General features: G+C 60.8%; 25 protein-coding genes. 13 read left to right on the forward strand and 12 right to left on the reverse strand.

The window, feature by feature from the left end; genetic code table 11:
* Nucleotides 1–171: 171 nt before the first annotated feature.
* Nucleotides 172–939, reverse strand: coding sequence for a TerC family protein (locus KW846_RS00395; protein ID WP_007969844.1), 768 nt, complete (start codon nucleotides 937–939; stop codon nucleotides 172–174).
* Between the two features lie 85 nt (nucleotides 940–1,024).
* Complete coding sequence (locus KW846_RS00400; RefSeq protein ID WP_007969845.1) at nucleotides 1,025–2,332, reverse strand: CitMHS family transporter; 1,308 nt, start codon at nucleotides 2,330–2,332, stop codon at nucleotides 1,025–1,027.
* A gap of 397 nt (nucleotides 2,333–2,729) precedes the next feature.
* Here KW846_RS00400 and KW846_RS00405 point away from each other — a divergent pair, with 397 nt between their 5' ends.
* Nucleotides 2,730–3,131 carry a GFA family protein gene (locus KW846_RS00405; RefSeq protein ID WP_218480934.1) on the forward strand — a complete coding sequence of 134 codons (402 nt, stop codon included), beginning with the start codon at nucleotides 2,730–2,732 and terminating at the stop codon, nucleotides 3,129–3,131.
* On the opposite strand, the gene KW846_RS00410 is transcribed toward KW846_RS00405, so the two are convergent.
* The gene (locus tag KW846_RS00410; RefSeq protein WP_007969848.1) at nucleotides 3,132–3,458 is read right to left on the reverse strand and encodes a DOPA 4,5-dioxygenase family protein; all 327 of its coding nucleotides are present in this window, start codon (nucleotides 3,456–3,458) and stop codon (nucleotides 3,132–3,134) included. It abuts the gene before it with no gap.
* Nucleotides 3,459–3,541: 83 nt separating this feature from the next.
* Between KW846_RS00410 and KW846_RS00415 the strand changes: the two genes are divergently transcribed.
* Entirely contained in the window at nucleotides 3,542–4,207 is a 666-nt protein-coding gene (locus tag KW846_RS00415; RefSeq protein ID WP_218480935.1) for an NAD(P)-dependent oxidoreductase, read from the forward strand.
* A 49-nt stretch (nucleotides 4,208–4,256) separates the two neighbouring features.
* Here KW846_RS00415 and KW846_RS00420 read toward each other — a convergent pair whose 3' ends face one another.
* A complete protein-coding gene (locus KW846_RS00420) occupies nucleotides 4,257–5,207 on the reverse strand; it encodes a LysR family transcriptional regulator (protein ID WP_218480936.1) in 951 nt (316 codons plus the stop codon).
* A 114-nt stretch (nucleotides 5,208–5,321) separates the two neighbouring features.
* Here KW846_RS00420 and betC point away from each other — a divergent pair, with 114 nt between their 5' ends.
* The 3 genes from betC to KW846_RS00435 all read left to right on the forward strand — a co-directional run bounded on the left by betC (nucleotide 5,322) and on the right by KW846_RS00435 (nucleotide 9,545).
* Nucleotides 5,322–6,836: a choline-sulfatase gene (gene betC, locus KW846_RS00425; protein WP_218480937.1), complete on the forward strand. Its 1,515-nt coding sequence runs from the start codon at nucleotides 5,322–5,324 to the stop codon at nucleotides 6,834–6,836.
* Nucleotides 6,837–6,852: 16 nt separating this feature from the next.
* Nucleotides 6,853–7,773, forward strand: a complete 921-nt coding sequence (choX, locus tag KW846_RS00430) for a choline ABC transporter substrate-binding protein (RefSeq protein ID WP_218480938.1) — start codon at nucleotides 6,853–6,855, stop codon at nucleotides 7,771–7,773.
* 203 nt (nucleotides 7,774–7,976) lie between these two features.
* Nucleotides 7,977–9,545, forward strand: coding sequence for a SulP family inorganic anion transporter (locus tag KW846_RS00435; RefSeq protein WP_218480939.1), 1,569 nt, complete (start codon nucleotides 7,977–7,979; stop codon nucleotides 9,543–9,545).
* Nucleotides 9,546–9,715: 170 nt separating this feature from the next.
* On the opposite strand, the gene aroE is transcribed toward KW846_RS00435, so the two are convergent.
* On the reverse strand, nucleotides 9,716–10,537 hold the full coding sequence (gene aroE / locus KW846_RS00440; RefSeq protein WP_015092864.1) for a shikimate dehydrogenase: 822 nt from the start codon (nucleotides 10,535–10,537) through the stop codon (nucleotides 9,716–9,718).
* 13 nt (nucleotides 10,538–10,550) lie between these two features.
* On the reverse strand, nucleotides 10,551–11,465 hold the full coding sequence (gene hemF, locus KW846_RS00445) for an oxygen-dependent coproporphyrinogen oxidase (RefSeq protein ID WP_007969862.1): 915 nt from the start codon (nucleotides 11,463–11,465) through the stop codon (nucleotides 10,551–10,553).
* A gap of 163 nt (nucleotides 11,466–11,628) precedes the next feature.
* Here hemF and KW846_RS00450 point away from each other — a divergent pair, with 163 nt between their 5' ends.
* Nucleotides 11,629–12,606 (forward strand): NADPH:quinone reductase, encoded by a 978-nt coding sequence (locus KW846_RS00450; RefSeq protein WP_218480940.1) that lies wholly within the window; start codon nucleotides 11,629–11,631, stop codon nucleotides 12,604–12,606.
* Nucleotides 12,607–12,722: 116 nt separating this feature from the next.
* Here KW846_RS00450 and KW846_RS00455 read toward each other — a convergent pair whose 3' ends face one another.
* From KW846_RS00455 to KW846_RS00465, 3 genes are all read right to left on the reverse strand, one after another.
* The gene (locus KW846_RS00455) at nucleotides 12,723–13,280 is read right to left on the reverse strand and encodes an L-threonylcarbamoyladenylate synthase (protein ID WP_218480941.1); all 558 of its coding nucleotides are present in this window, start codon (nucleotides 13,278–13,280) and stop codon (nucleotides 12,723–12,725) included.
* A 54-nt stretch (nucleotides 13,281–13,334) separates the two neighbouring features.
* On the reverse strand, nucleotides 13,335–14,441 hold the full coding sequence (gene dprA / locus KW846_RS00460; protein WP_218480942.1) for a DNA-processing protein DprA: 1,107 nt from the start codon (nucleotides 14,439–14,441) through the stop codon (nucleotides 13,335–13,337).
* Nucleotides 14,442–14,522: 81 nt separating this feature from the next.
* Nucleotides 14,523–15,347: a peptidoglycan-binding protein gene (locus tag KW846_RS00465; RefSeq protein ID WP_218480943.1), complete on the reverse strand. Its 825-nt coding sequence runs from the start codon at nucleotides 15,345–15,347 to the stop codon at nucleotides 14,523–14,525.
* A 187-nt stretch (nucleotides 15,348–15,534) separates the two neighbouring features.
* On the opposite strand from KW846_RS00465, the gene def reads away from it, so the two are divergent.
* The 5 genes from def (at nucleotide 15,535) to KW846_RS00490 (ending at nucleotide 20,248) form a co-directional block, all read left to right on the forward strand.
* Nucleotides 15,535–16,041 carry a peptide deformylase gene (gene def, locus KW846_RS00470; protein WP_007969867.1) on the forward strand — a complete coding sequence of 169 codons (507 nt, stop codon included), beginning with the start codon at nucleotides 15,535–15,537 and terminating at the stop codon, nucleotides 16,039–16,041.
* Between the two features lie 57 nt (nucleotides 16,042–16,098).
* A complete protein-coding gene (gene fmt, locus KW846_RS00475; RefSeq protein WP_218480944.1) occupies nucleotides 16,099–17,058 on the forward strand; it encodes a methionyl-tRNA formyltransferase in 960 nt (319 codons plus the stop codon).
* Nucleotides 17,055–18,365: a 16S rRNA (cytosine(967)-C(5))-methyltransferase RsmB gene (rsmB, locus tag KW846_RS00480; RefSeq protein ID WP_218480945.1), complete on the forward strand. Its 1,311-nt coding sequence runs from the start codon at nucleotides 17,055–17,057 to the stop codon at nucleotides 18,363–18,365. Before fmt ends, rsmB begins: the two co-directional genes overlap by 4 nt.
* 22 nt (nucleotides 18,366–18,387) lie before the next feature.
* A complete protein-coding gene (trkA, locus tag KW846_RS00485) occupies nucleotides 18,388–19,764 on the forward strand; it encodes a Trk system potassium transporter TrkA (RefSeq protein WP_116579834.1) in 1,377 nt (458 codons plus the stop codon).
* A 166-nt stretch (nucleotides 19,765–19,930) separates the two neighbouring features.
* Nucleotides 19,931–20,248: a tetratricopeptide repeat protein gene (locus KW846_RS00490; protein ID WP_102700995.1), complete on the forward strand. Its 318-nt coding sequence runs from the start codon at nucleotides 19,931–19,933 to the stop codon at nucleotides 20,246–20,248.
* Here the strand turns inward: KW846_RS00490 and KW846_RS00495 are convergent.
* The 3 genes from KW846_RS00495 to KW846_RS00505 form a co-directional block, all read right to left on the reverse strand.
* Nucleotides 20,239–20,478, reverse strand: a complete 240-nt coding sequence (locus KW846_RS00495; RefSeq protein ID WP_015092855.1) for a PilZ domain-containing protein — start codon at nucleotides 20,476–20,478, stop codon at nucleotides 20,239–20,241. The genes KW846_RS00490 and KW846_RS00495 overlap by 10 nt on opposite strands.
* Before the next feature lie 72 nt (nucleotides 20,479–20,550).
* The gene (locus KW846_RS00500) at nucleotides 20,551–21,438 is read right to left on the reverse strand and encodes a lysophospholipid acyltransferase (protein WP_008018389.1); all 888 of its coding nucleotides are present in this window, start codon (nucleotides 21,436–21,438) and stop codon (nucleotides 20,551–20,553) included.
* Nucleotides 21,439–21,478: 40 nt separating this feature from the next.
* Entirely contained in the window at nucleotides 21,479–22,036 is a 558-nt protein-coding gene (locus KW846_RS00505; RefSeq protein ID WP_007985082.1) for a DNA-3-methyladenine glycosylase I, read from the reverse strand.
* 81 nt (nucleotides 22,037–22,117) lie between these two features.
* Between KW846_RS00505 and glyQ the strand changes: the two genes are divergently transcribed.
* Nucleotides 22,118–23,071: a glycine--tRNA ligase subunit alpha gene (glyQ, locus tag KW846_RS00510; protein ID WP_003187265.1), complete on the forward strand. Its 954-nt coding sequence runs from the start codon at nucleotides 22,118–22,120 to the stop codon at nucleotides 23,069–23,071.
* The gene (glyS, locus tag KW846_RS00515) at nucleotides 23,068–25,122 is read left to right on the forward strand and encodes a glycine--tRNA ligase subunit beta (protein WP_104450371.1); all 2,055 of its coding nucleotides are present in this window, start codon (nucleotides 23,068–23,070) and stop codon (nucleotides 25,120–25,122) included. The genes glyQ and glyS overlap by 4 nt, the downstream gene beginning before the upstream one ends.
* Nucleotides 25,123–25,126: the final 4 nt, after the last annotated feature.

Raw genomic sequence — 25,126 nt, forward strand, 5'->3', positions numbered from 1 at the left:
CAAAGAAGGGATTGAAACAAAACTGTCATGAAATCCCGTTTAAGCAACCCGCAAAAAACAAAGTGGGAGCGGGCTTGCTCGCGAAGGCGTCGTGTCCGTCGACATTAATGTTGTCTGACACACCGCCTTCGCGAGCAAGCCCGCTCCCACAGGGTATTGCGTACTACCGGGTTACTGGCCCGGAATGTCCTTGCGCAGCTTTACCGGATCCTGCTGTTTCTTCTTTTTCGCGATGGCCGTGCGCATCTTGATGTTGATCGCTTCCACTGCCAGCGAGAACGCCATGGCGAAGTAGACGTAGCCTTTTGGCACGTGTACGTCCAGGGATTCGGCAATCAGCACGGTACCGACGATCAGCAGGAACGACAGCGCCAGCATCTTCAGCGACGGGTGCTTGTCGATGAACTCGCTGATGGTGCCGGAAGCCCACATCATCACCAACACCGCCACGATGATCGCCGCGACCATGACCGGTACGTGGGAGACCATACCGACTGCGGTGATGACCGAGTCCAGCGAGAACACGATGTCGATGATCGCGATCTGGATGATGGTGTAGAGGAAGTTGCCGCCCTTGCCCGAAGGCTCTTCGTTGGTTTCGTCTTCACCTTCCAGCGCGTGGTACATCTCTTGCGAGCTCTTCCACAGCAGGAACAGACCACCGAAGAACAGGATCAGGTCACGTCCGGAGATGCCCTGGCCGAACACGACGAACAGGTCGGCGGTGAGGCGCATGACCCAGGTGATCGACAGCAGGAGCAGGATTCGCGTGATCATGGCCAGCGCCAGACCGAAAATCCGGGTGCGCGCCTGCATATGTTTGGGCATGCGGCTGACCAGGATCGAAATCATGATGATGTTATCGATGCCCAGAACGATTTCCAGGGCGGTCAGGGTAAAGAAGGCAACCCAGATTTCAGGGTTGGTCAGCCATTCCATGTGTATTCCTTTGAGCGATTGTTAAACCACAAAGGGCCCGGGCTTCAAACAGCGAAGCCTGGACCCGACGTGGTGAGTCTTGGGCTTATAGAGTGCTGAACATCGGGAAAGTCCCCAACAGCAGTGCAGCAATCAGTATGCAGATACAAACCAGCACTGCCCACTTCAGGGTGAAGCGCTGGTGGTCACCGAAATCGATACCGGCCAGGGCCACCAACAGATAAGTCGATGGAACCAGCGGGCTCAACAGGTGGACGGGCTGACCGACGATCGAGGCACGTGCCATTTCCACTGCGGTTATACCGTAGTGACTGGCGGCTTCGGCAAGTACCGGTAACACGCCGTAATAAAATGCATCGTTCGACATGAAGAAGGTGAACGGCATGCTTACCAGCGCCGTGATCACCGCCAGGTACGGGCCGAGGAAATCCGGAATCACCGACAACAGGCTTTTCGACATGGCATCAACCATGCCGGTGCCCGACAGGATACCGGTGAAGATGCCGGCCGCAAAGATCAGCCCGACCACGGCCAGTACGCTACCGGCGTGAGCCGCGACGCGATCCTTCTGCTGTTGCAGGCAAGGATAGTTGACGATCATGGCGATACTGAACGCCACCATGAACAACACCGGCAACGGCAGCAGGCCGGCGATCAGGGTGCACATCAGGCCTAGTGTCAGGGCGCCGTTGAACCAGATCAGCTTCGGACGACGGGCATCCGGGAACTGCGAGACACTGATTTCGCTGTGGTCGACTTCATCGCCCACCAGGTGCAGTTCACCCAGACGCGCACGCTCACGTTTGCCGTAGAAGTAAGCGATGGCCAGGATCGCCACCACACCGGCCAGCATCGCCGGGATCATCGGTACGAAAATAGCCGACGGGTCCACGTGCAGTGCGCTGGCGGCACGGGCGGTCGGGCCGCCCCATGGGGTCATGTTCATCACGCCACCGGCGAGGATGATCAGGCCGGCCATGATCCGCGGGCTCATGCCAATGCGGCTGTAGAGCGGCAGCATGGCGGCCACGCATATCATGTAGGTGGTCGCGCCGTCACCATCGAGGGAAACGACCAGCGCCAGTACAGCGGTGCCGACCGAAACTTTCAGCGGGTCGCCCTTGACCATTTTGAGGATCTTGCGCACGGCCGGGTCGAACAGGCCGGAGTCGATCATCAGGGCGAAATACAAAATAGCGAACATCAGCATCACGCCCGTCGGCGCTAGCTTGGTGATGCCTTCGAGCATCATCGGGCCGATTTTGGGGCCAAAGCCGCCGAACAGGGCGAAGATGATTGGAATGAGGATCAGGGCGATCAGCGCAGACAGGCGCTTGGTCATGATCAGGAACATGAACGTGATGACCATGGCGAAGCCAAGGAAAGTCAGCATGGGAATACTCCAGGCGTAGCGCGGCTAGGGAATGGGCGGATCGGGTGGGATCAGCGCAGAACGGGAAGCACGAGAGGTACGGACGGAGGCACAGCGAAGTGGCGGGTAGAAGAGGACATCAGAATCACCATTGTTGTTGTTAAATGGGCCTGGCGAGCAATCGAACACTCGCATTGGCCACCGGTCTTTTGCCGGTAGTGGCGGCGATCCTAATCGGGGAAGCTTTCAGCCAGCTTTCGCAGTTGAAAGCTTTGACCGGATGCACGACCGGTCGTCGGACGGGGGCAGGGAGGTGAACCGGGTTACGGCCTTCGCGAGCAAGCCCGCTCCCACAAAGCCAATGCGGGAGCGGGCTTGCTCGCGAAGGCGTCAGTCATTACGCAGCAGGAGGAATGTCATGACCAATGTTCACACCGGCGGCTGCCACTGCGGGCAGCTGCGCTATCAATTCAGCGGGCCACTGCACGATATCGTCCACTGTCATTGTTCGATTTGCCGACGGGTCAGCGGCGGCATCGTGACCACCTGGATCACCGTGCCGGCATCCGCCTTTCAATGGTTGGCCGGGACACCGTCGCGGTACGACTCTTCATCCACCTGCGCGCGCTATTTCTGCGGTCACTGCGGGGCGCAACTGGCGGTGGTAACGCACCTGAACCCGGACAGCATCGACCTGACCATCGCCACCCTCGACCACCCCGAGCAGGCACCGGCGCAGCGACACATCTGGACCGACAGTCGCTTGCCGTGGCTGCATCTGGACGAACACTTGCCCGGCGAGGCTGAAGAAACACTCTGATCAAAAAATAGACAGATCCAGCGGTCGAATCGCGCCCATCCAGATCGCATGCTCGGTGTGGTCGCGCAGATCGTCGCCGGTGTCCGGGTGTAAAAACACCACCAGGCCCTTGCGGTTGAGCGCCAGCCACGGCAGCACTTCACCCAGCACCTGCGGCTCGAACGCCAACTGGCAGCTCCAGTCCGGGTGTGGACCGACCGGGCGCTCGTGCACACGGCCCATTTTCACTGGAAACAATTGCGCCGCCTGCTCACACAGCGCCCGCGCCTGCCCGATCGAGTCGGCATCGAAGTAAACATGGGCGTGATAGCCCGTGATCTGCTGCATTGCAATCCCTCTGAAAGCTATTCGAACCCTCACCCTTTCCTGCGGGTCACACGTCATATAGACGCTGGAAAAAGGGTTCAGCCATGAAAAATGCCGAAACCCCCGTTGTGAAAGTGGTGCTTTATGGTGCCATGAGTAGCCTGGGCAGTGCGCTGATGGCTGAAATGCTGCGGCGCCAGCATGAGGTGATCGCGATTCTCGATGACCTCAATGCGCTGGTACCCCGTCCGGGGCTGCGCACCAAGACTGGCGACCTGTTCGACGCGCAACGGGTCAAGCAGAGTGTGGCCGGCAGCTCCGTGGTCATCTGTTTACTGGACGCTCCTGGCTTACCGTTCAACAGCGAACACGTGGAAAAAACCATCGTACCGGGTCCGGTCGAGCAAGTGCTGGCAGTCGACGCCTTGATTGAAGGCCTGCAGGGGGCAGGCGTTGCCCGGTTGTTTCTGGTGGGAGATTTCGCGGTGCTGGACGAGCCGGAGCTCGAGGACAGCCTGCAACGTCACGCTGCAGAGGAAATCCGCGAGGCACTGCAAAGCAGTCCTTTGCAGTGGACGCTGGTCAACGAACCGCGCGGGGTACCGGGGCTGACCATCGAACATTTCGCCAAACCCGGCGGCAATCTCGAGCCGGGGCTGGCCGAACCGCTCGGGCGACTGGCCCGAACCGCCGTGGGCATTGCCGATGAATTGCACCTGAAACTGCACATCGGCGAGCACGTCAGTTTCATCGCGACCTCGGAACCTTGAATCGGGGGTGCTCCTGTAGGAGCTGCCGCAGGCTGCGATCTTTTAACGCTCAAACCGCAATCGAAGGAAACGCAAACCCCGTCAACGACTCCGCGCTGCCCGCCTGCTCAGCCATCAACCAATCCACAAACTGCTGGATCAACACCCCGCGCCGTTTACGCTGGGGCAAAACCACGTAATAGCCCAGCCGGGACATCACCGTTTCGCCGATCGGTCGACACAACAACCCTTGCGCCAGCAAGTTATCCACAAGGTGGCGCCAGCCGATGGCCACGCCTTGACCACCAATCGCCGCCTGAATCAGCAAGGTGTAGTTGTCGAAACGCAGTTGACCGGGCGCCGGAGGCGAGGTGATGCCCAACTCGCGGAATACACCACTCCAGTCGAACCAGTTACTGCTGTGTTCCCCACGCAGATGCAGCAACGGAAACTCGAGCAAGGCCTGGGGGGGCAAGGGCAGGGAACGTTCACCCAGCAACTGCGGGCTGCACACCGGAAACACTTCCTCACTGAACAGCCAATGGCTTTCACCCTGCTTGAAGCGGCCATCGCCGAACAGTATCGCCACGTCGATATCGGTACGTAGCATGTTATGACTACGTTCACTGGTGACCAGGCTGACATCCACCTGCGGGTTGGCCGCGTGAAAGCGGTGCAGACGCGGCATCAACCAATAGGCGGCGAAGGCAAAATCAGTGGCCACCTGCAGCACCTCATGCTGTTGCTGGGCGCTGATTGCGCTCAATCCTGCGTCGATATTCTGCAATCCGAGCTGAACCTGCTGAAAAAGTATCAGCCCGGCCTCAGTCAACTCGATACCGCGATAAATGCGGTCGAACAATCGGGTCGCCAGTTGTTCTTCAAGGCGCTTGATCTGCTGGCTGATGGCCGGCTGCGTGGTGCCGAGTTCAACCGCCGCCGCGGTGAAGCTGCGCTGACGGGCTGCCGCTTCGAAGGCACGGAGCAGATCCAGTGACAGGTCACCAAGGGCGTCATACATAAGCTGTGCTTATCCTAGTCATTGCCGTGCATGGGCTTTACCGCGAAGAGCTTGGGTTTCATTCTCGAAGCCAGCACTCTCGCATAAACATCCACTATGGAATGCCGCGATCACATGAAGCGCAAGAACATTCTTTTCATCATGGCCGATCAAATGGCCGCGCCAATGTTGCCGTTCTACGGTCCATCGCCCATCAAGTTGCCCAATCTCAGCCGCCTCGCCGCACAAGGCGTGTTGTTCGACTCGGCTTATTGCAACAGCCCCCTGTGCGCACCGTCGCGTTTCACCCTGGTCAGCGGCCAGTTGCCGAGCAAGATCGGCGCCTACGACAACGCTGCCGATTTCCCCGCCGACGTACCGACTTATGCCCATTATTTACGCCGCCTCGGCTACCGCACCGCCCTGTCGGGCAAGATGCATTTCTGCGGGCCGGACCAGTTGCACGGCTACGAAGAGCGCCTGACCAGTGACATCTACCCGGCCGACTACGGCTGGGCAGTGAACTGGGATGAACCGGACGTGCGGCCGACCTGGTACCACAACATGTCCTCGGTTCTGCAAGCCGGCCCGTGTGTGCGCACCAACCAGTTGGATTTCGACGAAGAGGTGGTATTCAAGGCCCAGCAGTACCTGTTCGACCATATCCGCGAGGACGGCGACCAGCCGTTCTGCCTGACTGTTTCCATGACTCACCCACACGATCCATACACGATTCCCAAGGCTTTCTGGGATTTGTACGACGATGCCGATATCCCGCTGCCTGCAACCCCGGACCCGCATGACCTCGATCCGCACTCGCAGCGTTTGCTCAAGGTCTATGACCTGTGGGACAAGCCACTGCCTGTGGATAAGATTCGCGATGCCCGCCGCGCCTATTTCGGCGCGTGCAGCTATATCGACAGCAACGTCGGCAAACTCCTGCAAACCCTGGAAGATACCGGGCTGATCGAAGACACCATCATCGTGTTTTCCGGTGACCACGGCGACATGCTCGGCGAGCGCGGCCTCTGGTACAAAATGCACTGGTATGAAATGGCCGCACGGGTGCCGCTGCTGATCAGCGCACCGGGGCAGTTCGGTGCTAGCCGGGTCAGCGCCTGTGTTTCCACGGCGGACCTGCTACCGACATTCGTCGAATTGGCCGGCGGCTCGCTGGAACCGGGCTTGCCCCTGGATGGCCGTTCGCTGGTGCCGCACCTGCAAGGGCAGGGTGGCCACGATGAAGTGTTCGGCGAATACATGGCCGAAGGCACCATCAGCCCGCTGATGATGATCCGCCGCAGGGCCTATAAATTCATCTACAGCGAAGACGACCCTTGTCTGCTCTTCAACGTACACAATGACCCTCACGAACTGGAAGAACTCAGCCATTCGCCGCAACATCGCCAGCTGTTCGACGACTTTCTCGCTGAGGCGCGGGCGAAGTGGAATATTCCAGCCATCCACCAGCAGGTGCTCGCCAGCCAGCGACGCCGGCGTTTCGTGGCCGAGGCGTTGACCCTCGGCAAGCTGAAGAGCTGGGATCACCAGCCGCTGGTGGACGCCAGTCAGCAATACATGCGCAACCACATCGACCTCGACGATCTGGAACGTAAAGCACGTTATCCACAACCCTGCCAAAACCAATAACGTTAAGGGGAAGTCCATGCAAAGGTTATCCACAGTAATGACGGTCGGGCTCCTGGCTCTGGGCAGCGCCTCGGCGTTTGCCGATCAGAGTTGCGAGACCGTAAAGATGGCCGACCCGGGTTGGAGCGACATCGCCGCGACCAATGCCATCACCGGGTTCCTGCTGGACGGCATGGGCTACAAGGCCAAGGTCGACACGCTCGCGGTGCCGATCACTTTTGGCGGGCTCAAGGATGGCCAGGTTGATGTGTTCCTGGGTAACTGGATGCCGGCGCAGCAGGGCTTCTATGACAAATTCGTCGCCAATGGCGATGTCACGCAACTGGCGAAGAACCTCGACGGCACCGAGTTCACCCTTGCCGTTCCAGACTATGTGTGGGACGCGGGTGTGCATAACTTTGCCGACCTGAACAAATACGCCGACAAGTTCGACCGCAAGATCTACGGCATCGGCTCCGGCGCACCGGCGAACATCTCGCTGCAAGAGATCATCAAGAAAAACGATTTCGACATGGGCCAGTGGAAACTGGTCGAGTCCAGCGAGCAGGCAATGCTGGCGGAAGTGTCCCGCGCGGTGAAAAAGCAGAAATTCGTGACCTTCCTCGGCTGGACCCCGCACCCGATGAACGTGCAACTGAAAATGCATTACCTCAAGGGTGGCGAGAAGTACTTCGGTGACACCGGCAGCGTGCACACGCTGACCCGCAAAGGTTATGCACAGGCCTGCCCGAACGTCGGCAAACTCCTGACCAACCTGAGCTTCACCCAGGATATGGAAAACAGCATCATGGCCGAGGTGGTGAACAACAAGGTCAGTAACGCAGACGCAGCCAAGGCATGGATCAAGGCCAACCCGGCGGTGTTGGACAAGTGGCTTGATGGAGTGAAGACCGTGGATGGCAAGGACGCGCTGCCGGCGGTCAAAGCCAAACTCTAAACCAGAGTCGAAATGGATTTGTGTGGCGAGGGGGCTTGCCCCCGTTGGACGGCGCAGCCGTCCCTAAACCAGCAACTGTGGTTTATCAGGTAAACCGCATGCAAGGTTTACGATTGCTTCGCAATCGATCGGGGGCAAGCCCCCTCGCCACAATGTTTGCCTGGTCCTGATACTCTTTCGTAAAACCCCAACCGAGAGGCCCCATGGCCCTGCCAAGCCGCCATTCACTCTTTCCATTCCTCAGTTGGTTGCCCAAGCAAACCCGCACCAGCGTCGGCCGGGACCTGGTCGTCGGCCTCAGCGGCGCGATTCTGGCGTTGCCGCAATCCATTGCCTACGCGCTCATCGCCGGCCTCCCTCCGGAATACGGCCTCTATGCCGCAATCATCCCGGTGCTGATCGCCTGCCTCTGGGGCTCGTCGTGGCATTTGATCTGCGGTCCTACAGCGGCCATCTCGATTGTCCTGTACGCCAGCGTCAGTCCTCTGGCCGTTCCGGCGACGCAGGACTACGTCACCGTGATCCTGTTGCTCACCTTCCTGGCCGGCATCTTTCAATGGCTGCTGGGTTTGTTGCGGTTTGGCGCGCTGGTGAATTTCGTCTCGCACTCGGTGGTGCTCGGCTTCACCCTGGGGGCTGCCGTGGTGATTGCCATCGGTCAGTTGCCTAACCTGCTGGGACTGGACTTGCCCAGCCAAGCCACCGCGCTGGACAGTTTCATCACTTTATTGCGCCATCTCGGCGAAATGGACAAACCTTCGCTGGCGCTGGGACTGGCAACGGTGGTGGTGGGCGTGATCCTCAAACAGCTGCTGCCACGCTGGCCGACGCTCTTGATCACCCTGATCCTCGGCGGATTGCTGGTCTGGCTTTGGCCGTCGATGTTCGGGCACGTGCAACTGGTCAGCGCCTTCACCGGCAAGCTGCCGCCTTTCAGTCAGTTGCCGCTGGATCTCGATCTGATCCTGCGCCTGCTGCCCAGCGCCGTGGCGGTCGGCATGCTCGGGCTGGTCACCAGTCTGTCGATTGCCCGCTCGATCTCTGCACGTTCGCAGCAATTACTCGACGCCAACCAGGAAGTTCGTGCTCAGGGCTTGTCGAACATGGTCGGCGCATTTTTTTCCGGATCGCTGTCCGCTGGCTCCTTCACCCGCTCGGGTCTCAGCTACGAGGCCGGCGCCTGCTCACCGCTGGCGGGGATTTTTTCGGCACTGTGGGTGGCGATGTTCGCCCTATTCGGCGCGCAGTTGATCGAACACATACCGATTCCGGCCATGGCCGGCAGCATTCTGTTGATCGCCTGGGGCCTGGTGGACCATCGCGGCATTCGCGCGTTGTTGCGGGTCAGCCGCGCCGAGTTCGTGGTCATGGCGCTGACCTGCGTCGCCACGCTGCTGCTGGAGTTGCAGACGGCGATCTACGCCGGCGTATTGGCCTCGCTTTTTTTCTATCTCAAACGCACATCCCAGCCACGGGTACAGCATGTACGTGATGGCGAGGAGGACATTCTGCGGGTCGGCGGCTCGATCTTTTTCGGTGCCAGCCACTACCTGCAAGTACGCCTGCAACGCATGCACGGCGCGCGCGTGGTGATCGAGGCGCAGCAGATCAACTTCATCGATTACTCAGGGGTGGAAATGCTGCACCAGGAGGCGCGACGATTGCTGCGCCAGGACCGCAGCCTGACCTTGCGCCGGGCACGACCGCAGGTGGTGGAAGAGTTGAGGAAGCTCGAAGGCGCGGAGAAATGCCCGATCCGGTTTGAGGATTGAACGTCTTCCTTGGGAACACCACCCAACCCTGTGGCGAGGGAGCTTGCTCCCGCTCGGGTGCGAAGCGCCCGCAAACTGGCTGATACATGGCATGCCAGGTTTTAGGGCCGCTACGCAGCCCAGCGGGAGCAAGCTCCCTCGCCACAGAAAGTCTGTCTGATCAGGAAAATCTACAGGGCCAACTGCCGACGCAACTCCGCCAGCACCGGCGCCGTATCCGGGCGCACACCGCGCCACAGGAAAAACGCCTCCGCGGCCTGCTCGGCCAGCATCCCCAAGCCATCCATTGCCACCGCAGCCCCGTGTTCGCTGGCCCAGCGGCAGAACGAGGTCGGCTCCTTGCCGTACATCATGTCGTAGCACACCGTTTTGCCTGGTTCGATCAGGCTCGGTGCAATCGGCGGCACATCGCCCGTGAGGCTCGCGGAAGTCGCGTTGATGATCAGGTCCACCGACTCCTGCAACCAGTCGTAGCCACTGGCCGAGACCGGCCCCAGATCGCAGAACAGTTCAGCCAGCAACTCGGCCTTGTCCACCGTACGGTTGGCGATGATCACCGAAGCCGGTTGCTCGGCCAGCAGCGGCTCCAGGGCACCGCGCACCGCGCCGCCAGCGCCGAGCAGCAGGATGCGTTTGCCCTTGAGGCTGAATCCGGCGTTGACCGTCAGGTCCCGCACCAGCCCGGCACCGTCGGTGTTGTCGCCCAACAGACTGCCATCGGCCAGTTTGCTCAAGGTATTGACCGCACCGGCGCGCTGCGCCCGCGCCGTCAGGCTGTTCGCCAGCCGGTAGGCTTCTTCCTTGAATGGCACCGTCACGTTGGCGCCGCGTCCCTCGAGGAAAAACGTCCGGGCACAGGTGGAAAAGTCGTCGAGTGGCGCCAGCATTGTGTTGTAGTCCAGCTTTTGCGCGGTCTGCTCGGCGAACAGGCGGTGGATCAACGGTGATTTGCTGTGGCCAATCGGGTTACCGAATACGACATAACGGTCCATCAGGATTCCTCGTTCAAGCTTCGGCCAACCAATCGCGGTCCTGCAGGAAGTACTCGGTCAGGCGCGCTTCCTCGCTGCCAGGCTCGGCCTTCCAGTCGTAGCCCCAGCGCACTTGCGGTGGTAGCGACATCAAGATCGACTCGGTACGCCCGCCCGATTGCAGGCCGAACAACGTGCCGCGGTCGTAGACCAGGTTGAATTCAACGTAGCGGCCACGGCGGAACTCCTGGAACTCGCGCTGCTTGGCCGTGAACGCGTCGTTCTTGCGGCGCTGCACGATCGGCAGGTAAGCATCGATGTACGCGTCGCCAATGGCGCGCATGAAGGCGAAGCTAGTGTCGAAATCCCACTCGTTCAGGTCGTCGAAAAACAGCCCGCCGATGCCACGCGGCTCGTGACGATGCTTGATGTGGAAGTAGCTGTCGCACCAGGCCTTGTAACGCGAGTAGACGTCCGGGCCGAACGGTGCACAGGCCTGCTCGGCGATGCGATGCCAGTGGATGCAGTCTTCCTCGTTACCGTAATACGGGGTCAGGTCAAAGCCGCCGCCAAACCACCAGACCGGTTCTTCACCTTCTTTTTCAGCAATGAAAAAGCGCACGTTGGCGTGGGAAGTCGGCACATGGGGGTTGTGCGGGTGAATCACCAGCGACACGCCCAAGGCTTCAAAGCCACGGCCCGCCAGCTCCGGCCGGTGGGCGCTGGCTGAAGGTGGGAGACCGCTGCCGAAGACGTGGGAAAAGTTCACGCCACCCTTTTCAATCACCGTGCCGTTTTCAATCACGCGGGTGCGACCGCCACCGCCGGCCGGCCTGGTCCAGGCGTCTTCGACGAATTGCGTGCCACCGTCTTCGGCTTCCAGGGCGGCGCAGATACGGTCTTGCAGGTCGAGCAGGTAGGCTTTTACGGCCTCGGTGCGGGTCGTCATGTCATCACCTTGAATCGGGCAAAACAACGCGGCGCTCCATTGGAGCTCAGCCTGCGCAAATGGGCGCGTAGCATAACATCGCAAGTTACCCCTTCGCAGTTGACGAAAATCAAGCTTAGGAGTCCGATAGGGCGCTTGGTAAAACGACCTATGGAGAGTTTCGATGGCAAAGCGTATCCAGTTCCGCGCCCATGGTGGCCCCGAAGTGCTCGAGTATGTGGATTACCAACCCGCCGAGCCAGGTCCGAAGGAAGTGCGCGTGACCAACAAGGCCATCGGCCTGAACTTCATCGACACCTATTACCGTAGCGGCCTGTACCCGCCGCCATCCCTGCCATCTGGCCTCGGCTCGGAGGGTGCGGGCGTGGTCGAGGCGGTCGGCAGCGACGTGACCCGCTTCAAGATCGGCGATCGCGTGGCCTATGGCAGCGGCCCTCTGGGCGCCTATAGCGAAGTTCATGTGTTGCCCGAGGCCAATCTGGTGAAACTGCCGGACGCCATCAGCTTCGAACAGGCCGCTGGCGTGATGCTCAAGGGCCTGACCGTGCAGTACCTGCTGCGTCAGACTTATGATCTCAAGGGTGGCGAAACCATCCTGTTCCACGCCGCAGCCGGCGGGGTAGGCTCACTGGCCTGCCAGTGGGCAATGGCCTTGGGCGTGAAGCTGATCGGTACGGTCAGCTCGGCCGAGAAAGCCGCACTGGCCAAGGCCAACGGCGCTTGGGCGACCATCGACTACAGCCATGAAAACGTCGCCCAGCGCGTGCTGGAATTGACCGACGGCAAAAAAGTCCCGGTGGTGTATGACGGCGTTGGCAAGGACACCTGGCTGACATCACTCGACAGCGCCGCACCGCGTGGCCTCGTGGTGAGTTTTGGCAATGCGTCCGGTGCGGTCGACGGCGTGAACCTGGGGATCCTAGCGGGGAAAGGCTCGCTGTACGTGACCCGGCCAACCCTGGGCACTTATGCGAACAACGCCGAGAACCTGCAACGCATGGCCGACGAGTTGTTCGAGATGATCATCAGCGGCAAGCTGACCGTGGACATCAGTCAGCGTTTTCCACTGGCTGACGCGGCGAAGGCGCAGACCGAGTTGTCGGCGCGGCGTACGACGGGTTCGGTTGTTCTGCTGCCCTGAATGGGTAGTTGACTGGTAGGGCCCCTTCGCGAGCAAGCCCGCTCCCACACTGGATCTGTGTCGTTCACAGATCCAGTGTGGGAGCGGGCTTGCTCGCGAAGGAGGTCAACCCGGTCTTAATCCGGGCGCAAAACCTTGCCGGTCGCCAGATCGCGAATCACGCTCGGGTTCTTGCGCCCGCCCAGATTGCCACCCAGCACTAGATCCACCTGCCCACGGAAGTACTGCTCGACGCGAAGCCGCGTGCGTGCCGCCGGGCGTCCCTGCGGGTTGGCCGACGTCGACACCAGCGGCCCGACCAGTGCGCACAAGTCCCGCACCAGTGGGTGATCACTGACCCGCAGCGCCACGGTTTCATGCACACCGGTAATCCACTGCGGCAGTAGGTTCTGGTGCGGCACCAGCCAGGTGTTCGGACCTGGCCAGGTACTGGCCATGCGGTCCATCCACAACTCGGGGAAGTCATCGAAGAGGAAATCGAACTGACGGATGTTGTCCGCGACCAGGATCAGCCCTTTATCCTCGGACCGCCCCTTGATCAGCAGCAGACGCTCCACCGCTTCCTCGTCCCACGGGTCGCAACCCAGGCCCCAGACTGCTTCGGTTGGGTAGGCAATCACCGCCCCGGCGCGAATTGCTTGCGCGGCTTGTTGCACACGCCAACTGTTGACCATGAAAAACTCTCCAGAATAAGGCTCTGCGCAGTTTACCGATCTTGTTTATAAAACCTAGCTCACCCGTGCAAACCAGCGCCCGCTTTCGCAAATAGCGCGACCGTCCATTTCAAGTTCCGTCAACGCCGCCAGCACCTTCGGCAAGGTCCAGCCGCTTGCGTCGACCAACGCTTCACTGGTCAGAGGTGCGGCATGCAGCAACTTCAACAGGGGGTGAGTCGTTTCAGGGCTGAAGGATTCTGTGGATAACGGCAGTCGTTGCCAGCCGCGCAGGGCTTCGAGGATATGTTCGATGGTTTCCACCAGCACCGCACCGTCACGGATCAACTGATGGCAGCCGCGGGCACCGGGATGATGGATCGACCCGGGCATCGCAAACACCTCGCGCCCCTGCTCCGCCGCCAGCCTCGCGGTAATCAGTGACCCACTGGCGACACTGGCTTCGACCACCAGCACTCCGAGGGACAAACCGCTGATGATCCGGTTGCGCCGGGGGAAGTTACCGGCGCTGGGGCCTGCATCCAGCGGAAACTCCGAAAGTACCGCGCTGCCCGAGGCGATCATGGCGTCTGCCAGGCGTCTATTTCGCTGTGGATAAAACTTCTCGAGCCCCGTACCGAGCACACCGATCGTTTGCCCGCCGACGTCCAGCGCAGCTTGGTGTGCGGCGGCGTCAATGCCCAGGGCCAGGCCGCTGGTAATGACAAAACCGGCACCCGCCAGGCTGCGGGAAAATGCGGCAGCGGTGTCCATCCCCGGCCGGGAAGCGCGACGGCTGCCGACCATCGCCAGTTGCGGTTTTTCCAGAATGCCGGGATCGCCGGCGACAAATAACAGCGGTGGTGCATCGCTGATTTGTGCCAGCAGCGCCGGGTAGTCCGGTTGGTCCCACATCAGTAAATGCTGGGCCGAATGCTCTAGCCAGGCCAATGCATGACTGGCGCCGTCACGGATCTCAGCGCTACGCCTGGCCTCGGAACAGGCGAGTGGCAAACCCAGCGCGCGCCAGGCACTGGCAGGTGCACTAAGGGCTTTGGATGCCGAGCCGAAGGCTTCGAGCAATTTCTTGAAACGCGCCGGGCCGAGTTCCGGCAAACGGTGCAGACGTAAACGAGCTTCAAGTTCCGCGGGGGAAACCGGTGTAACGGCAGGCAGCGACATGGATCATCCTTGATCGTTATGAGCACCCGTACAAACGGGAATAAGCTGTGGATAACTCTGTTGGTAACTTGTGAAGCACTCTTACGGATTTCGTACCTTATCCATCACCGACAGCGAGCGTGAAGCGCTGAGCACCAGCCCATAACTGAGTTTGTCGTAGGTACGGAAAACCATCAGCAGACCGGCGCGCTCATCGGGAATTTTCAACGGCTGACCCGTGATCCGGTCCCGGACTGTTTCGCCGGTTTTCATCACTGCCAGCAGATTGCCTTCGACCAGACCGTCGCGCTGCCCCTTGTTCAGGGTAACCACGTCCAACTCGCCGATCTGCGTGACCCCGCGCGGAACATCGATGATCAGACCGTTGATTTCGTGGCTCGGCGCCCTGGGCGTGAAGGTCGAGTTGATCGCCTGCTCTTCACCGCTGAACAAGCGATCGCCGAGGCGGACCTCCTGGGTCGTGCGTTGCAACTCCAGAGTGGCGACGTCACCTTCAATGGCCACGACATCGCCGCCGCCGATGTCGTCGGCGTTGATCCCCAGGATCTCCTTGCTCTGCGGATCGGTGTAGACCTTGCCTTGGCGGAAGATACCGTACGCCGGTTGCGCCGGATCGAAATGGCCGCGGGCAAAGATGCGGTCACCCGCGCCGCTGAGCACACGCTCGGAATCACCAGCGACGATGTAAGGCGCCTTGGTGAAATCCTCGGCCTTGTCGACGATGCGGTTGCTCAGCAGAAAGCTGTTGATCGATTTGAGCGCAATGCTGGGGATAACCTCGGTCACCGGGCTGCTGCGAACCTGAGGCGACAGCTTTATGGTGGGAATATCTTCCCGAAGTTGCACCTGCCCGTACGCCCAGCCTGCCGAAGCCAGGAGCAGCAGGGCGAGTAGTGATTTCCTCATGCGGTGAATCCCTTTATTATGTGCATTCGCGTGAAACGCCAGAGCCGTCAGTGGCTCGCTCCCGGCTTGCTTGTCAAAACTTGCTTGTCAACAGAAGGGAGCTACGTTTTACAACGGTAGCCTGCATTTCTTCGGACCCGCCAGGCCATCGACCCGACCTTACTTCACACGTGCACTGATCAAGCTTATGGCCATTTTAAACATCCTCGAATTCCCTGATCCGCGTCTGCGCACTATCGCCAAGCCAGTGGCCGTAGTGGACGACGAAGTGCGTCAGTTGGTCGACGACATGTTTGAAACAATGTATGAAGCGCCTGGCATCGGCCTCGCCGCTACCCAGGTCAACGTGCACAAACGTATCGTCGTGATGGACCTCTCCGAAGACCGCACCGAGCCGCGAGTGTTCATCAACCCCGAGCTCGAACCGCTGACCGACGACATGGGCCAGTACCAGGAAGGCTGCCTGTCGGTGCCGGGCTTCTACGAAAACGTCGATCGCCCGCAACGGGTCAAGGTCAAGGCACTGGACCGCGACGGCAAGCCATACGAACTGATCGCCGAAGATTTGCTCGCGGTGTGCATCCAGCACGAATGCGACCACCTCAATGGCAAATTGTTCGTCGATTACCTGTCCACGCTCAAACGCGACCGCATCAAGAAGAAACTGGAAAAGCTTCATCGCCAGAACGCCTGATGCCCATCTTCAAAGGCTTGCTGCGGCAAGCCTTTTTCTTTTCAAGAGACGTCACCCATGACTGAGCCACTGCGCATTGTCTTTGCCGGCACCCCGGAATTCGCCGCCGAACACCTCAAGGCCCTGCTGAGCAGCCCTTACGAGATCGTCGCGGTCTACACCCAACCGGATCGTCCGGCCGGTCGCGGGCAAAAACTGATGCCGAGCCCGGTCAAGCAGCTTGCTCTGGAGAACAACATCCCGGTGTTGCAGCCGCCAACCCTGCGCAACGAAGACGCGCAAGCCGAACTGGCCGCGCTGAAACCGGACTTGATGGTGGTGGTCGCCTACGGCCTGATCCTGCCGCAAGTGGTGCTGGATATTCCACGCCTGGGTTGCATCAACAGCCACGCCTCGCTGCTGCCGCGCTGGCGCGGTGCGGCGCCGATCCAGCGTGCCGTGCAAGCAGGGGATGCCGAAAGCGGCGTGACCGTGATGCGCATGGAAGCCGGCCTCGACACCGGGCCGATGCTGCTTAAAGTCACTACGCCGATCAGCGCCGAAGACACTGGCGGCAGCCTTCACGACCGTCTGGCCGAAATGGGCCCACCGGCCGTGGTTCAGGCAATTGCCGGCCTCGCCGCGGGTACGCTGGAAGGCGAAGTGCAGGACGACAGCCTGGCCACCTACGCGCACAAATTGAACAAGGACGAAGCGCGCATCGACTGGAGTCGCCCGGCGCTTGAACTGGAGCGCCTGGTGCGTGCCTTCAACCCGTGGCCGGTCACCCACAGCACCTTGAATGGCGAAGCCCTGAAAGTGCTGGCCGCAAACCTGGCCGAAGGCAAAGGTGCACCCGGTGAAATCCTCAGCGCCAGCAAGGATGGCCTGATCGTCGCGTGCGGCGAGCAGGCGTTGTGCCTGACCCGTCTGCAATTGCCCGGCGGCAAGGCGCTGAACTTCAGCGACCTGTTCAACAGCCGCCGTGAGAAATTCGCCACCAGCACTGTCCTCGGTCAAGCGGTGGACGCTCAATGAATCCGCGTCTGGCCGCCGCCAAGGCACTTGCCGCCGTCCTGAGCGGAAAAGCCTCGCTCAACAGTTCGCTGCCAACGCAGTTGGACAAGGTCGAGGACCGTGATCGCGGCTTCACCCAGGACCTGGCGTTCGGTACCGCACGCTGGCAGCCACGCTTGTCGGCGCTGGCGGCCAAGTTGCTGCAAAAGCCGTTCAAGGCTGCCGATGCCGATGTCGAGGCGCTGCTGCTGGTCGGCCTCTATCAGCTGCTCTACACCCGAGTCCCGGCCCATGCCGCGATTGGCGAGACGGTCGGTTGTGCCGACAAGTTGAAAAAGCCATGGGCCAAGGCCTTGCTCAACGCTGTCCTGCGTAACGCTCAGCGCGAAAGCGAAGCGATTTTCGCCGAGCTGGAACGCGATCCAGTGGTGCGCACGGCACACCCGCGTTGGCTGCAGAAATCCCTGAAGGCGTTCTGGCCAGAGCAATGGGAAGCCATCTGCGCCGCCAACAACGCGCATCCGCCAATGATCCTGAGGGTCAACCGTCGCCATCACAGTCGGGATGCCTACCTCGGTTTGCTGACCGACGCCGGTATCGCCGCCACACCCTGTGTCTACAGCCGTGACGGTATCGTGCTAGAAGCCGCCGCCGACGTGCGCAGCCTGCCGGGTTTCGCCGAGGGCTGGATCAGCGTGCAGGACGAAGCGGCACAACTGGCCGCTGATCTGCTCGACCTGGCACCGGGCCAACGGGTACTGGACGCCTGCTGCGCACCCGGCGGCAAGACCTGCCATATTCTCGAAGCCGAGCCAAAACTGGCCGGGGTGGTGGCGGTAGACCTGGAAGCCAAGCGTCTGGTGCGGGTGCGGGAAAACCTCGAACGCCTGAAACTGAGCGCCGAACTGATTGCCGCCGACGGCCGCGACACGCAGGCGTGGTGGGACGGCAAGCCATTCCAGCGCATCCTGCTGGACGCACCATGTTCGGCAACGGGCGTGATCCGTCGTCATCCGGACATCAAGCTGACCCGCCAGCCCGAAGACATCGCCGCGCTGGCGCTGCTGCAAGGCGAGCTGCTCGACGCCATGTGGAACACCCTGGAAGTCGGCGGCATTCTGCTATACGCCACCTGCTCGACGCTGCCGACCGAGAACACCGAAGTCATCGAAGCGTTCCTCGCTCGCACGCCGGGCGCCCGTGAACTGGACCTCGCCACGGCGGCCGGCATCAAGCAGCCCCATGGTCGCCAGTTGCTCGCCCGGGAAGGCGGCCACGACGGGTTCTACTACGCCAAGCTGATCAAGATCGCCGCCGCGCGCGGTTAAACGGATTCAATGGAGTGACTGGATGAAAATCATCATCCTCGGTGCAGGGCAGGTCGGCGGTTCGCTGGCGGAACACCTGGCCAGCGAAGCCAACGACATCACCGTGGTCGACACCGATGGCGAACGCCTGCGCGACCTTGGCGACCGCCTGGACATCCGCACGGTGCAGGGCCGCGGTTCGTTTCCGACCGTGCTGCGCCAGGCCGGCGCCGACGACGCCGACATGCTGGTCGCCGTGACCAACAGCGACGAAACCAACATGGTCGCCTGCCAGGTCGCCCATACCCTGTTCCACACCCCGACCAAGATCGCCCGGGTTCGTGAGGCTGCGTACCTGACCCGCGAAGAGCAGTTGTTCCAGAATGAAGCGATTCCGGTGGACGTGCTGATCAGCCCGGAACAAGTGGTCACCAACTACATCAAGCGTCTGATCCAGCATCCGGGCGCCTTGCAGGTGATCGACTTCGCCGACGGCAAGGCGCAACTGGTCGCGGTTCGCGCCTATTACGGCGGGCCCCTGGTGGGCCAGCAACTGCGACAGTTGCGTGAACACATGCCGAACGTCGAAACCCGCGTGGCCGCCATTTTCCGCCGCGACCGGCCGATCCTGCCCCAGGGCGATACCGTGATCGAGGCCGACGACGAGGTGTTTTTCATCGCCGCCAAAGCGAACATTCGCGCGGTCATGAGCGAAATGCGCCGTCTCGACGAAACCTATAAACGCATTGTCATCGCCGGTGGCGGGCAGATCGGCGAGCGTCTGGCCGAGGCCATCGAAAGCCGTTATCAGGTAAAGATCATCGAGATGAACCCGGCACGTTGCCGCCATCTCTCGGACCACCTCGACAGCACCGTGGTATTGCAGGGCAGCGCCTCGGACCGCGACCTGCTGCTGGAGGAGAACATCGCCGACGCGGACCTGTTCCTCGCCCTGACCAACGACGACGAAGCCAATATCATGTCGTCGCTGCTGGCCAAGCGCCTCGGTGCGAAGAAGGTGATGACCATCATCAACAACCCGGCCTATGTCGATCTGATCCAGGGCGGCGACATCGACATCGCCATCAGCCCGCAACTGGCGACCATCGGCACCTTGCTGGCCCACGTACGCCGTGGCGACATTGTCAGCGTGCACTCGCTGCGCCGTGGCGCGGCGGAAGCCATCGAGGCGATTGCCCATGGCGATGCGAAATCAAGCAAGGTGATCGGCAAGGCCATCGAGAACATCGGCCTGCCGCCGGGCACCACCATCGGTGCGATTATCCGCGACGAAGAAGTGATCATCGCCCACGATGACACCGTGATCGAAGCGGGCGACCATGTGATTCTGTTCCTTGTGGATAAAAAACATATTCGCGATGTGGAGAAGTTGTTCCATGTGGGGCTGAGTTTCTTCTGATCCGGATTTAGCGTTGGCCTGCCTTTGTAGGAGCGAGCTTGCTCGCGAAGAACCCGAGAGCGACGCGGGGTGTCTGGTTTCCTGCATTATCGTTGACGACCATCGCGAGCAAGCTCGCTCCTACAACAAATCAACTCCTGAAATGCTTCAGGCAAGGAATCCACCCATGATCGAATCCCTGGAAAAAATGCTCGCCAAGGGTGTGGATAACTCCTTGCTGCGCTTCGGCCTGGGCAAGGGTTATCTGGATCTGGGGGAGAACGCCAAGGCGGCGGAGCATTTTCAGCGCTGCGTCGAATTCGATCCGAAGTATTCGGCGGCGTGGAAACTGCTGGGCAAGGCCCATCTGGCGCTGGCGGACTTTGCGGCCGCGCGCCAAGCCTGGGAACAAGGCCTGGAAGCCGCTCGCAATCATGGCGACAAGCAGGCAGAAAAGGAAATGACGGTGTTTCTGAAAAAGCTGGATCGCAACATTCAGAGATAGCGCAAGCCAATCCCTTCGGCATCCACCAACACCACTTCCATGCGCACCCGCGGCGCGCCTGTGGGTAAGTCTTGCACCTGCCCGTAGACCACCGCGCCCCGGGGCAACGCCGACAGTTTCGGATGCTTGACGTAAACCCCGGTGGTCGACAGGTTGCGCGTCTGGCCCAGGCATTCGCCGATGTTTTCGTGACTGATCTTGATGCGGAATGACTTGCGATGTTCGGACATCTTCTGCGCCCTTTGATGAACGGTTGTGGATAACCCCGAATCCAGGGTTATCCACAGATCATGCCAATTGAATCAATACCAGCGCTCTTCACCCGGTGGCCGCTTCTTGAAGCGCTTCATGCTCCACATGTACTGGCTCGGGTAAGCGCCGACATAACGCTCGACCACTTTACTCATGGCCGCACAGGATTCCGCCGTATCGGTGCTGTACATGGCCTCTGGCGCGGCTTCGAGGATCACTTTGTAGCCTGAACCGTCGGGCAGGCGCAGCGCATGCAGGAACACGCCGACCGCTTTGCCGCCGGCGAGCATGTTGGGTACGAATTTGCTGGTCAGTGCCTGGGTGGCGAAGAACGGCACGAAGATCCCGGCGGATTCGGCCGGTTCCGGGTCAGCAGGAATGCCCACTGCACCACCTTTGCGCACTTCCTTGATGACGCTGAGGATGCCTTCCTTGGTGGAAGCGGCGACTTTGTTACCCAGTTGCACCCGTTGCTTTTGCAGCAACTCGTCCACCGCCTTCAATTTTGGCGGGCGGTAGAAAATGATCGGTTTGCACTGGCTGCAATAGAAATGATTGAGCACTTCCCAATTGCCCAGATGGCTGGTGATGCCAACCACGCCTTTGCCGGAGGCGAGGGCGTCCTTCAAAATGTCGAGGCCTTCGACCTCGCGCACCAGGTCGATGGAGCGCTGGGCCGGCCAGATCCAGGCGCAGGCGCTTTCGGTCAGGGACTTGCCGATGTCCTTAAGGCTCTGTCCGACTAAACGCTCGCGCTCGGCGGGGTCCATGTCCGGGAAACACTTGGACAGGTTGATCCGTACCACGTCGCGGGAACGGTTCGGGGTTTTCCACATGACCCAGCCAATCGCCGAGCCCACGGCCTGCACGGCCCGCCACGGAAGCAGGGCAAACAGCCGCAGAGCGCCTACCAGCAAGGCGCCTTTCAACTTATCCACAGGTCACTCCTGATCTTGTGCTGTGCGCGAGGCGGCCATTCTAACCGCCGTTCGCCAACTGCGCGTAGCGGTCGCAGTCCCGAGTGTGATCCATGACCATGCCCGAGGCCTGCATCAGCGCGTAGCAAATGGTCGGCCCGACGAAGGTGAAACCGGCTTTTTTCAGGCCTTTGCTCATTTCCACGGCGGTCGGCGTCACAGCCGGGACTTCGCTGCGGTCCTTGAAATGATTGATCACCGGCGTGCCACCGACGAACGACCAGAGAAACGCCACCGGGTCCTCCAGCGCCAGCCAGGCCTGGGCATTGCGCCGGGCCGCGTTGAGCTTGAGGCGGTTGCGGATGATGCCCGGATCGAGCATCAACTCGTCGATTTCGGCATCGCTCATCTGCGCCACGCGCTGAACATCAAAACCAAACATCACCTGACGATAATGCTCGCGTTTGCGCAGCACGGTGATCCAGGAAAGCCCGGCCTGGAACCCTTCGAGCAAAAGCAACTCGAACAATCCCTGCGCATCGCGTAGCGGCGTGCCCCACTCCTGATCGTGATAAGCCATGTACAGCGGATCTTCGGAACACCAAAAGCAGCGTGGCATAAGGCTCCAGGGGGCGTGCGCAGCAATGAATCGGGTATACTCCCGCTCTTTAAATCGCAGCCCAAGAAACAGGTGAATTTCGTGAGCCAGCCTACGCCAGCCGTGCGTACCTTCCAAGACTTGATCCTCGCCCTCCAGCAATACTGGGCCGAGCAAGGTTGTGTGGTACTTCAGCCCTACGATATGGAAGTAGGCGCCGGCACTTTCCACACTGCTACATTCCTGCGCGCCATTGGCCCGGAAACCTGGAACGCCGCCTACGTGCAGCCAAGCCGCCGTCCGACTGACGGCCGCTACGGCGAAAACCCGAACCGTCTGCAGCACTACTACCAGTTCCAGGTGGTCCTGAAGCCGAACCCGGACAACTTCCAGGAACTGTACCTGGGCTCCCTCAAGCATGTCGGCCTGGACCCGCTGGTCCACGACATCCGCTTCGTCGAAGACAACTGGGAATCGCCGACCCTCGGCGCCTGGGGTCTGGGCTGGGAAGTCTGGCTCAACGGCATGGAAGTGACCCAGTTCACCTACTTCCAACAAGCGGGCGGCATCGAGTGCTACCCGGTGACCGGCGAGATCACCTACGGCCTCGAGCGTCTGGCCATGTACCTGCAAGGCGTGGACTCGGTCTACGACCTGGTCTGGGCTGACGGTCCGTTCGGCAAAGTGACCTACGGCGATGTGTTCCACCAGAACGAAGTGGAGCAATCGACCTACAACTTCGAACACGCCAACGTCGACAAGCTGTTCGAACTGTTCGATTTCTACGAAAGCGAAGCCAAGCGCCTGATCGAGCTCGACCAGCCGCTGCCGTTGCCGAGCTACGAAATGGTGTTGAAGGCTTCCCACACCTTCAACCTGCTGGATGCGCGCCGGGCAATCTCGGTGACCGCACGTCAGCAATACATCCTGCGTGTACGCACCCTGGCGCGTTCCGTTGCGCAAGCCTACCTGCTGGCTCGCGCCAAGCTGGGCTTCCCGATGGCGACCCCGGACCTGCGTGACGAAGTACTGGCCAAGCTGGAGGCTGCACAATGAGTGCTCTGGATTTTCTGGTTGAACTGGGCACTGAAGAACTGCCACCCAAAGCCCTGAACACCCTGGCCGAGGCGTTTCTTGCCGGTATCGACAAGGGCCTGCAAGCTGCCGGCCTGAACTACGAGACTAAAACCGTTTATGCCGCGCCACGCCGCCTGGCTGTGCTGATCACCTCGCTGGCCACCCAGCAGCCGGATCGCAGCATCAACCTCGATGGCCCACCACGTCAGGCTGCATTCGATGCCGAAGGCAACCCGACCCAGGCAGCCCTGGGTTTCGCCAAGAAGTGCGGCGTCGAACTGAGCGAAATCGATCAGAGCGGCCCGAAACTGCGCTACAGCCAGAGCATCGCCGGCAAGCCGACCGCGAGCCTGCTGCCGACCATCGTCGAAGACTCGCTGAACGACCTGCCGATCCCGAAACGCATGCGTTGGGGTGCGCGCAAGGAAGAGTTCGTGCGTCCGACCCAATGGCTGGTGATGCTGCTCGGTGACCAGGTCATCGACTGCACCATCCTCGCCCAGAAAGCCGGTCGCGATTCCCGTGGTCACCGCTTCCATCATCCGGAAAGCGTGCGTATCGGTTCGCCGTCCAGCTACCTGGCCGACCTGCGTGCCGCCTACGTTTTGGCCGACGCCAACGAGCGTCGCGAGATCATCAGCAAGCGCACCGAAGAGCTGGCCACCCGCCAGGAAGGCACGGCAATCGTTCCGCCGGCCCTGCTCGATGAAGTGACCGCGCTGGTCGAATGGCCGGTGCCGCTGGTGTGCTCGTTCGAGGAACGCTTCCTCGACGTGCCGCAAGAAGCCCTGATCACCACCATGCAGGACAACCAGAAGTACTTCTGCCTGCTGGATGCCGACGGCAAATTGCTGCCACGTTTCATCACCGTGGCCAACATCGAAAGCAAAGACCCGCAGCAGATCATCGCCGGTAACGAGAAAGTGGTTCGCCCACGCCTGACCGACGCCGAGTTCTTCTTCAAGCAGGACAAGAAGCAGAAGCTCGAAGACTTCAACCTGCGCCTGCAGAACGTGGTGTTCCAGGAAAAACTCGGCAGTGTCTACGACAAGGCCGAGCGTGTTTCCAAACTGGCTGCGTTCATCGCTCAACGCATCGGCGGCAACGCCGCGTGGGCCGCTCGTGCCGGCCTGCTGTCGAAGTGCGACCTGTCGACCGAAATGGTCGGTGAGTTCCCGGAGATGCAAGGTGTCGCCGGTTACTACTACGCCCTCAACGATGGCGAGCCGGAAGATGTCGCACTGGCCCTGAACGAACAGTACATGCCGCGCGGTGCCGGCGCTGAACTGCCGTCCACCCTGACCGGTGCGGCCGTGGCCATCGCCGACAAGCTCGATACGCTGGTTGGTATTTTCGGCATCGGCATGCTGCCGACCGGTAGCAAGGATCCGTACGCCCTGCGCCGTGCGGCACTGGGTGTGTTGCGCATCCTGATCGAGAAACAACTGGATCTGGACCTGACCGAGGCCGTGGCCTTCGCCGTGGATGCGTTCGGTACCAAGGTCAAGGCTGCCGGCCTCAACGACTCGGTGCTGGAGTTCATCTTCGACCGTCTGCGTGCCCGTTACGAAGACGAAGGCGTCGATGTCGCCACCTACCTGTCGGTACGTGCCCTGAAACCAGGCTCGGCCCTGGACTTCGACCAGCGCGTGCAAGCGGTAGAGGCCTTCCGCAAATTGCCGGAAGCCGCTGCCCTGGCCGCCGTGAACAAGCGTGTGTCGAACCTGCTGAGCAAGGTCGAAGGTTCGGTACCTACAGTCGTAGAAGCCAAGTACTTCGACAATGCCAACGAGTTCTCCCTGTACTCAGCGATCCAGCAGGCTGACCAGGCTGTACAGCCAATGGCCGCCTCACGTCAGTACAGCGAATCCCTGGCACGCCTGGCCGCCCTGCGCGAGCCGGTGGATGCGTTCTTCGAAGCCGTGATGGTCAACGCAGAGGACGCCAAAGTCCGCGCCAACCGTTACGCGTTGCTGGCGCGTCTGCGTGGGTTGTTCCTCGGCGTCGCCGATATTTCGTTGCTGGGGTAAGACT

The organism is Pseudomonas sp. PDM32 (genome assembly GCF_019219225.1).
GTDB classification, from domain to species: domain Bacteria; phylum Pseudomonadota; class Gammaproteobacteria; order Pseudomonadales; family Pseudomonadaceae; genus Aquipseudomonas; species Aquipseudomonas laurylsulfatiphila.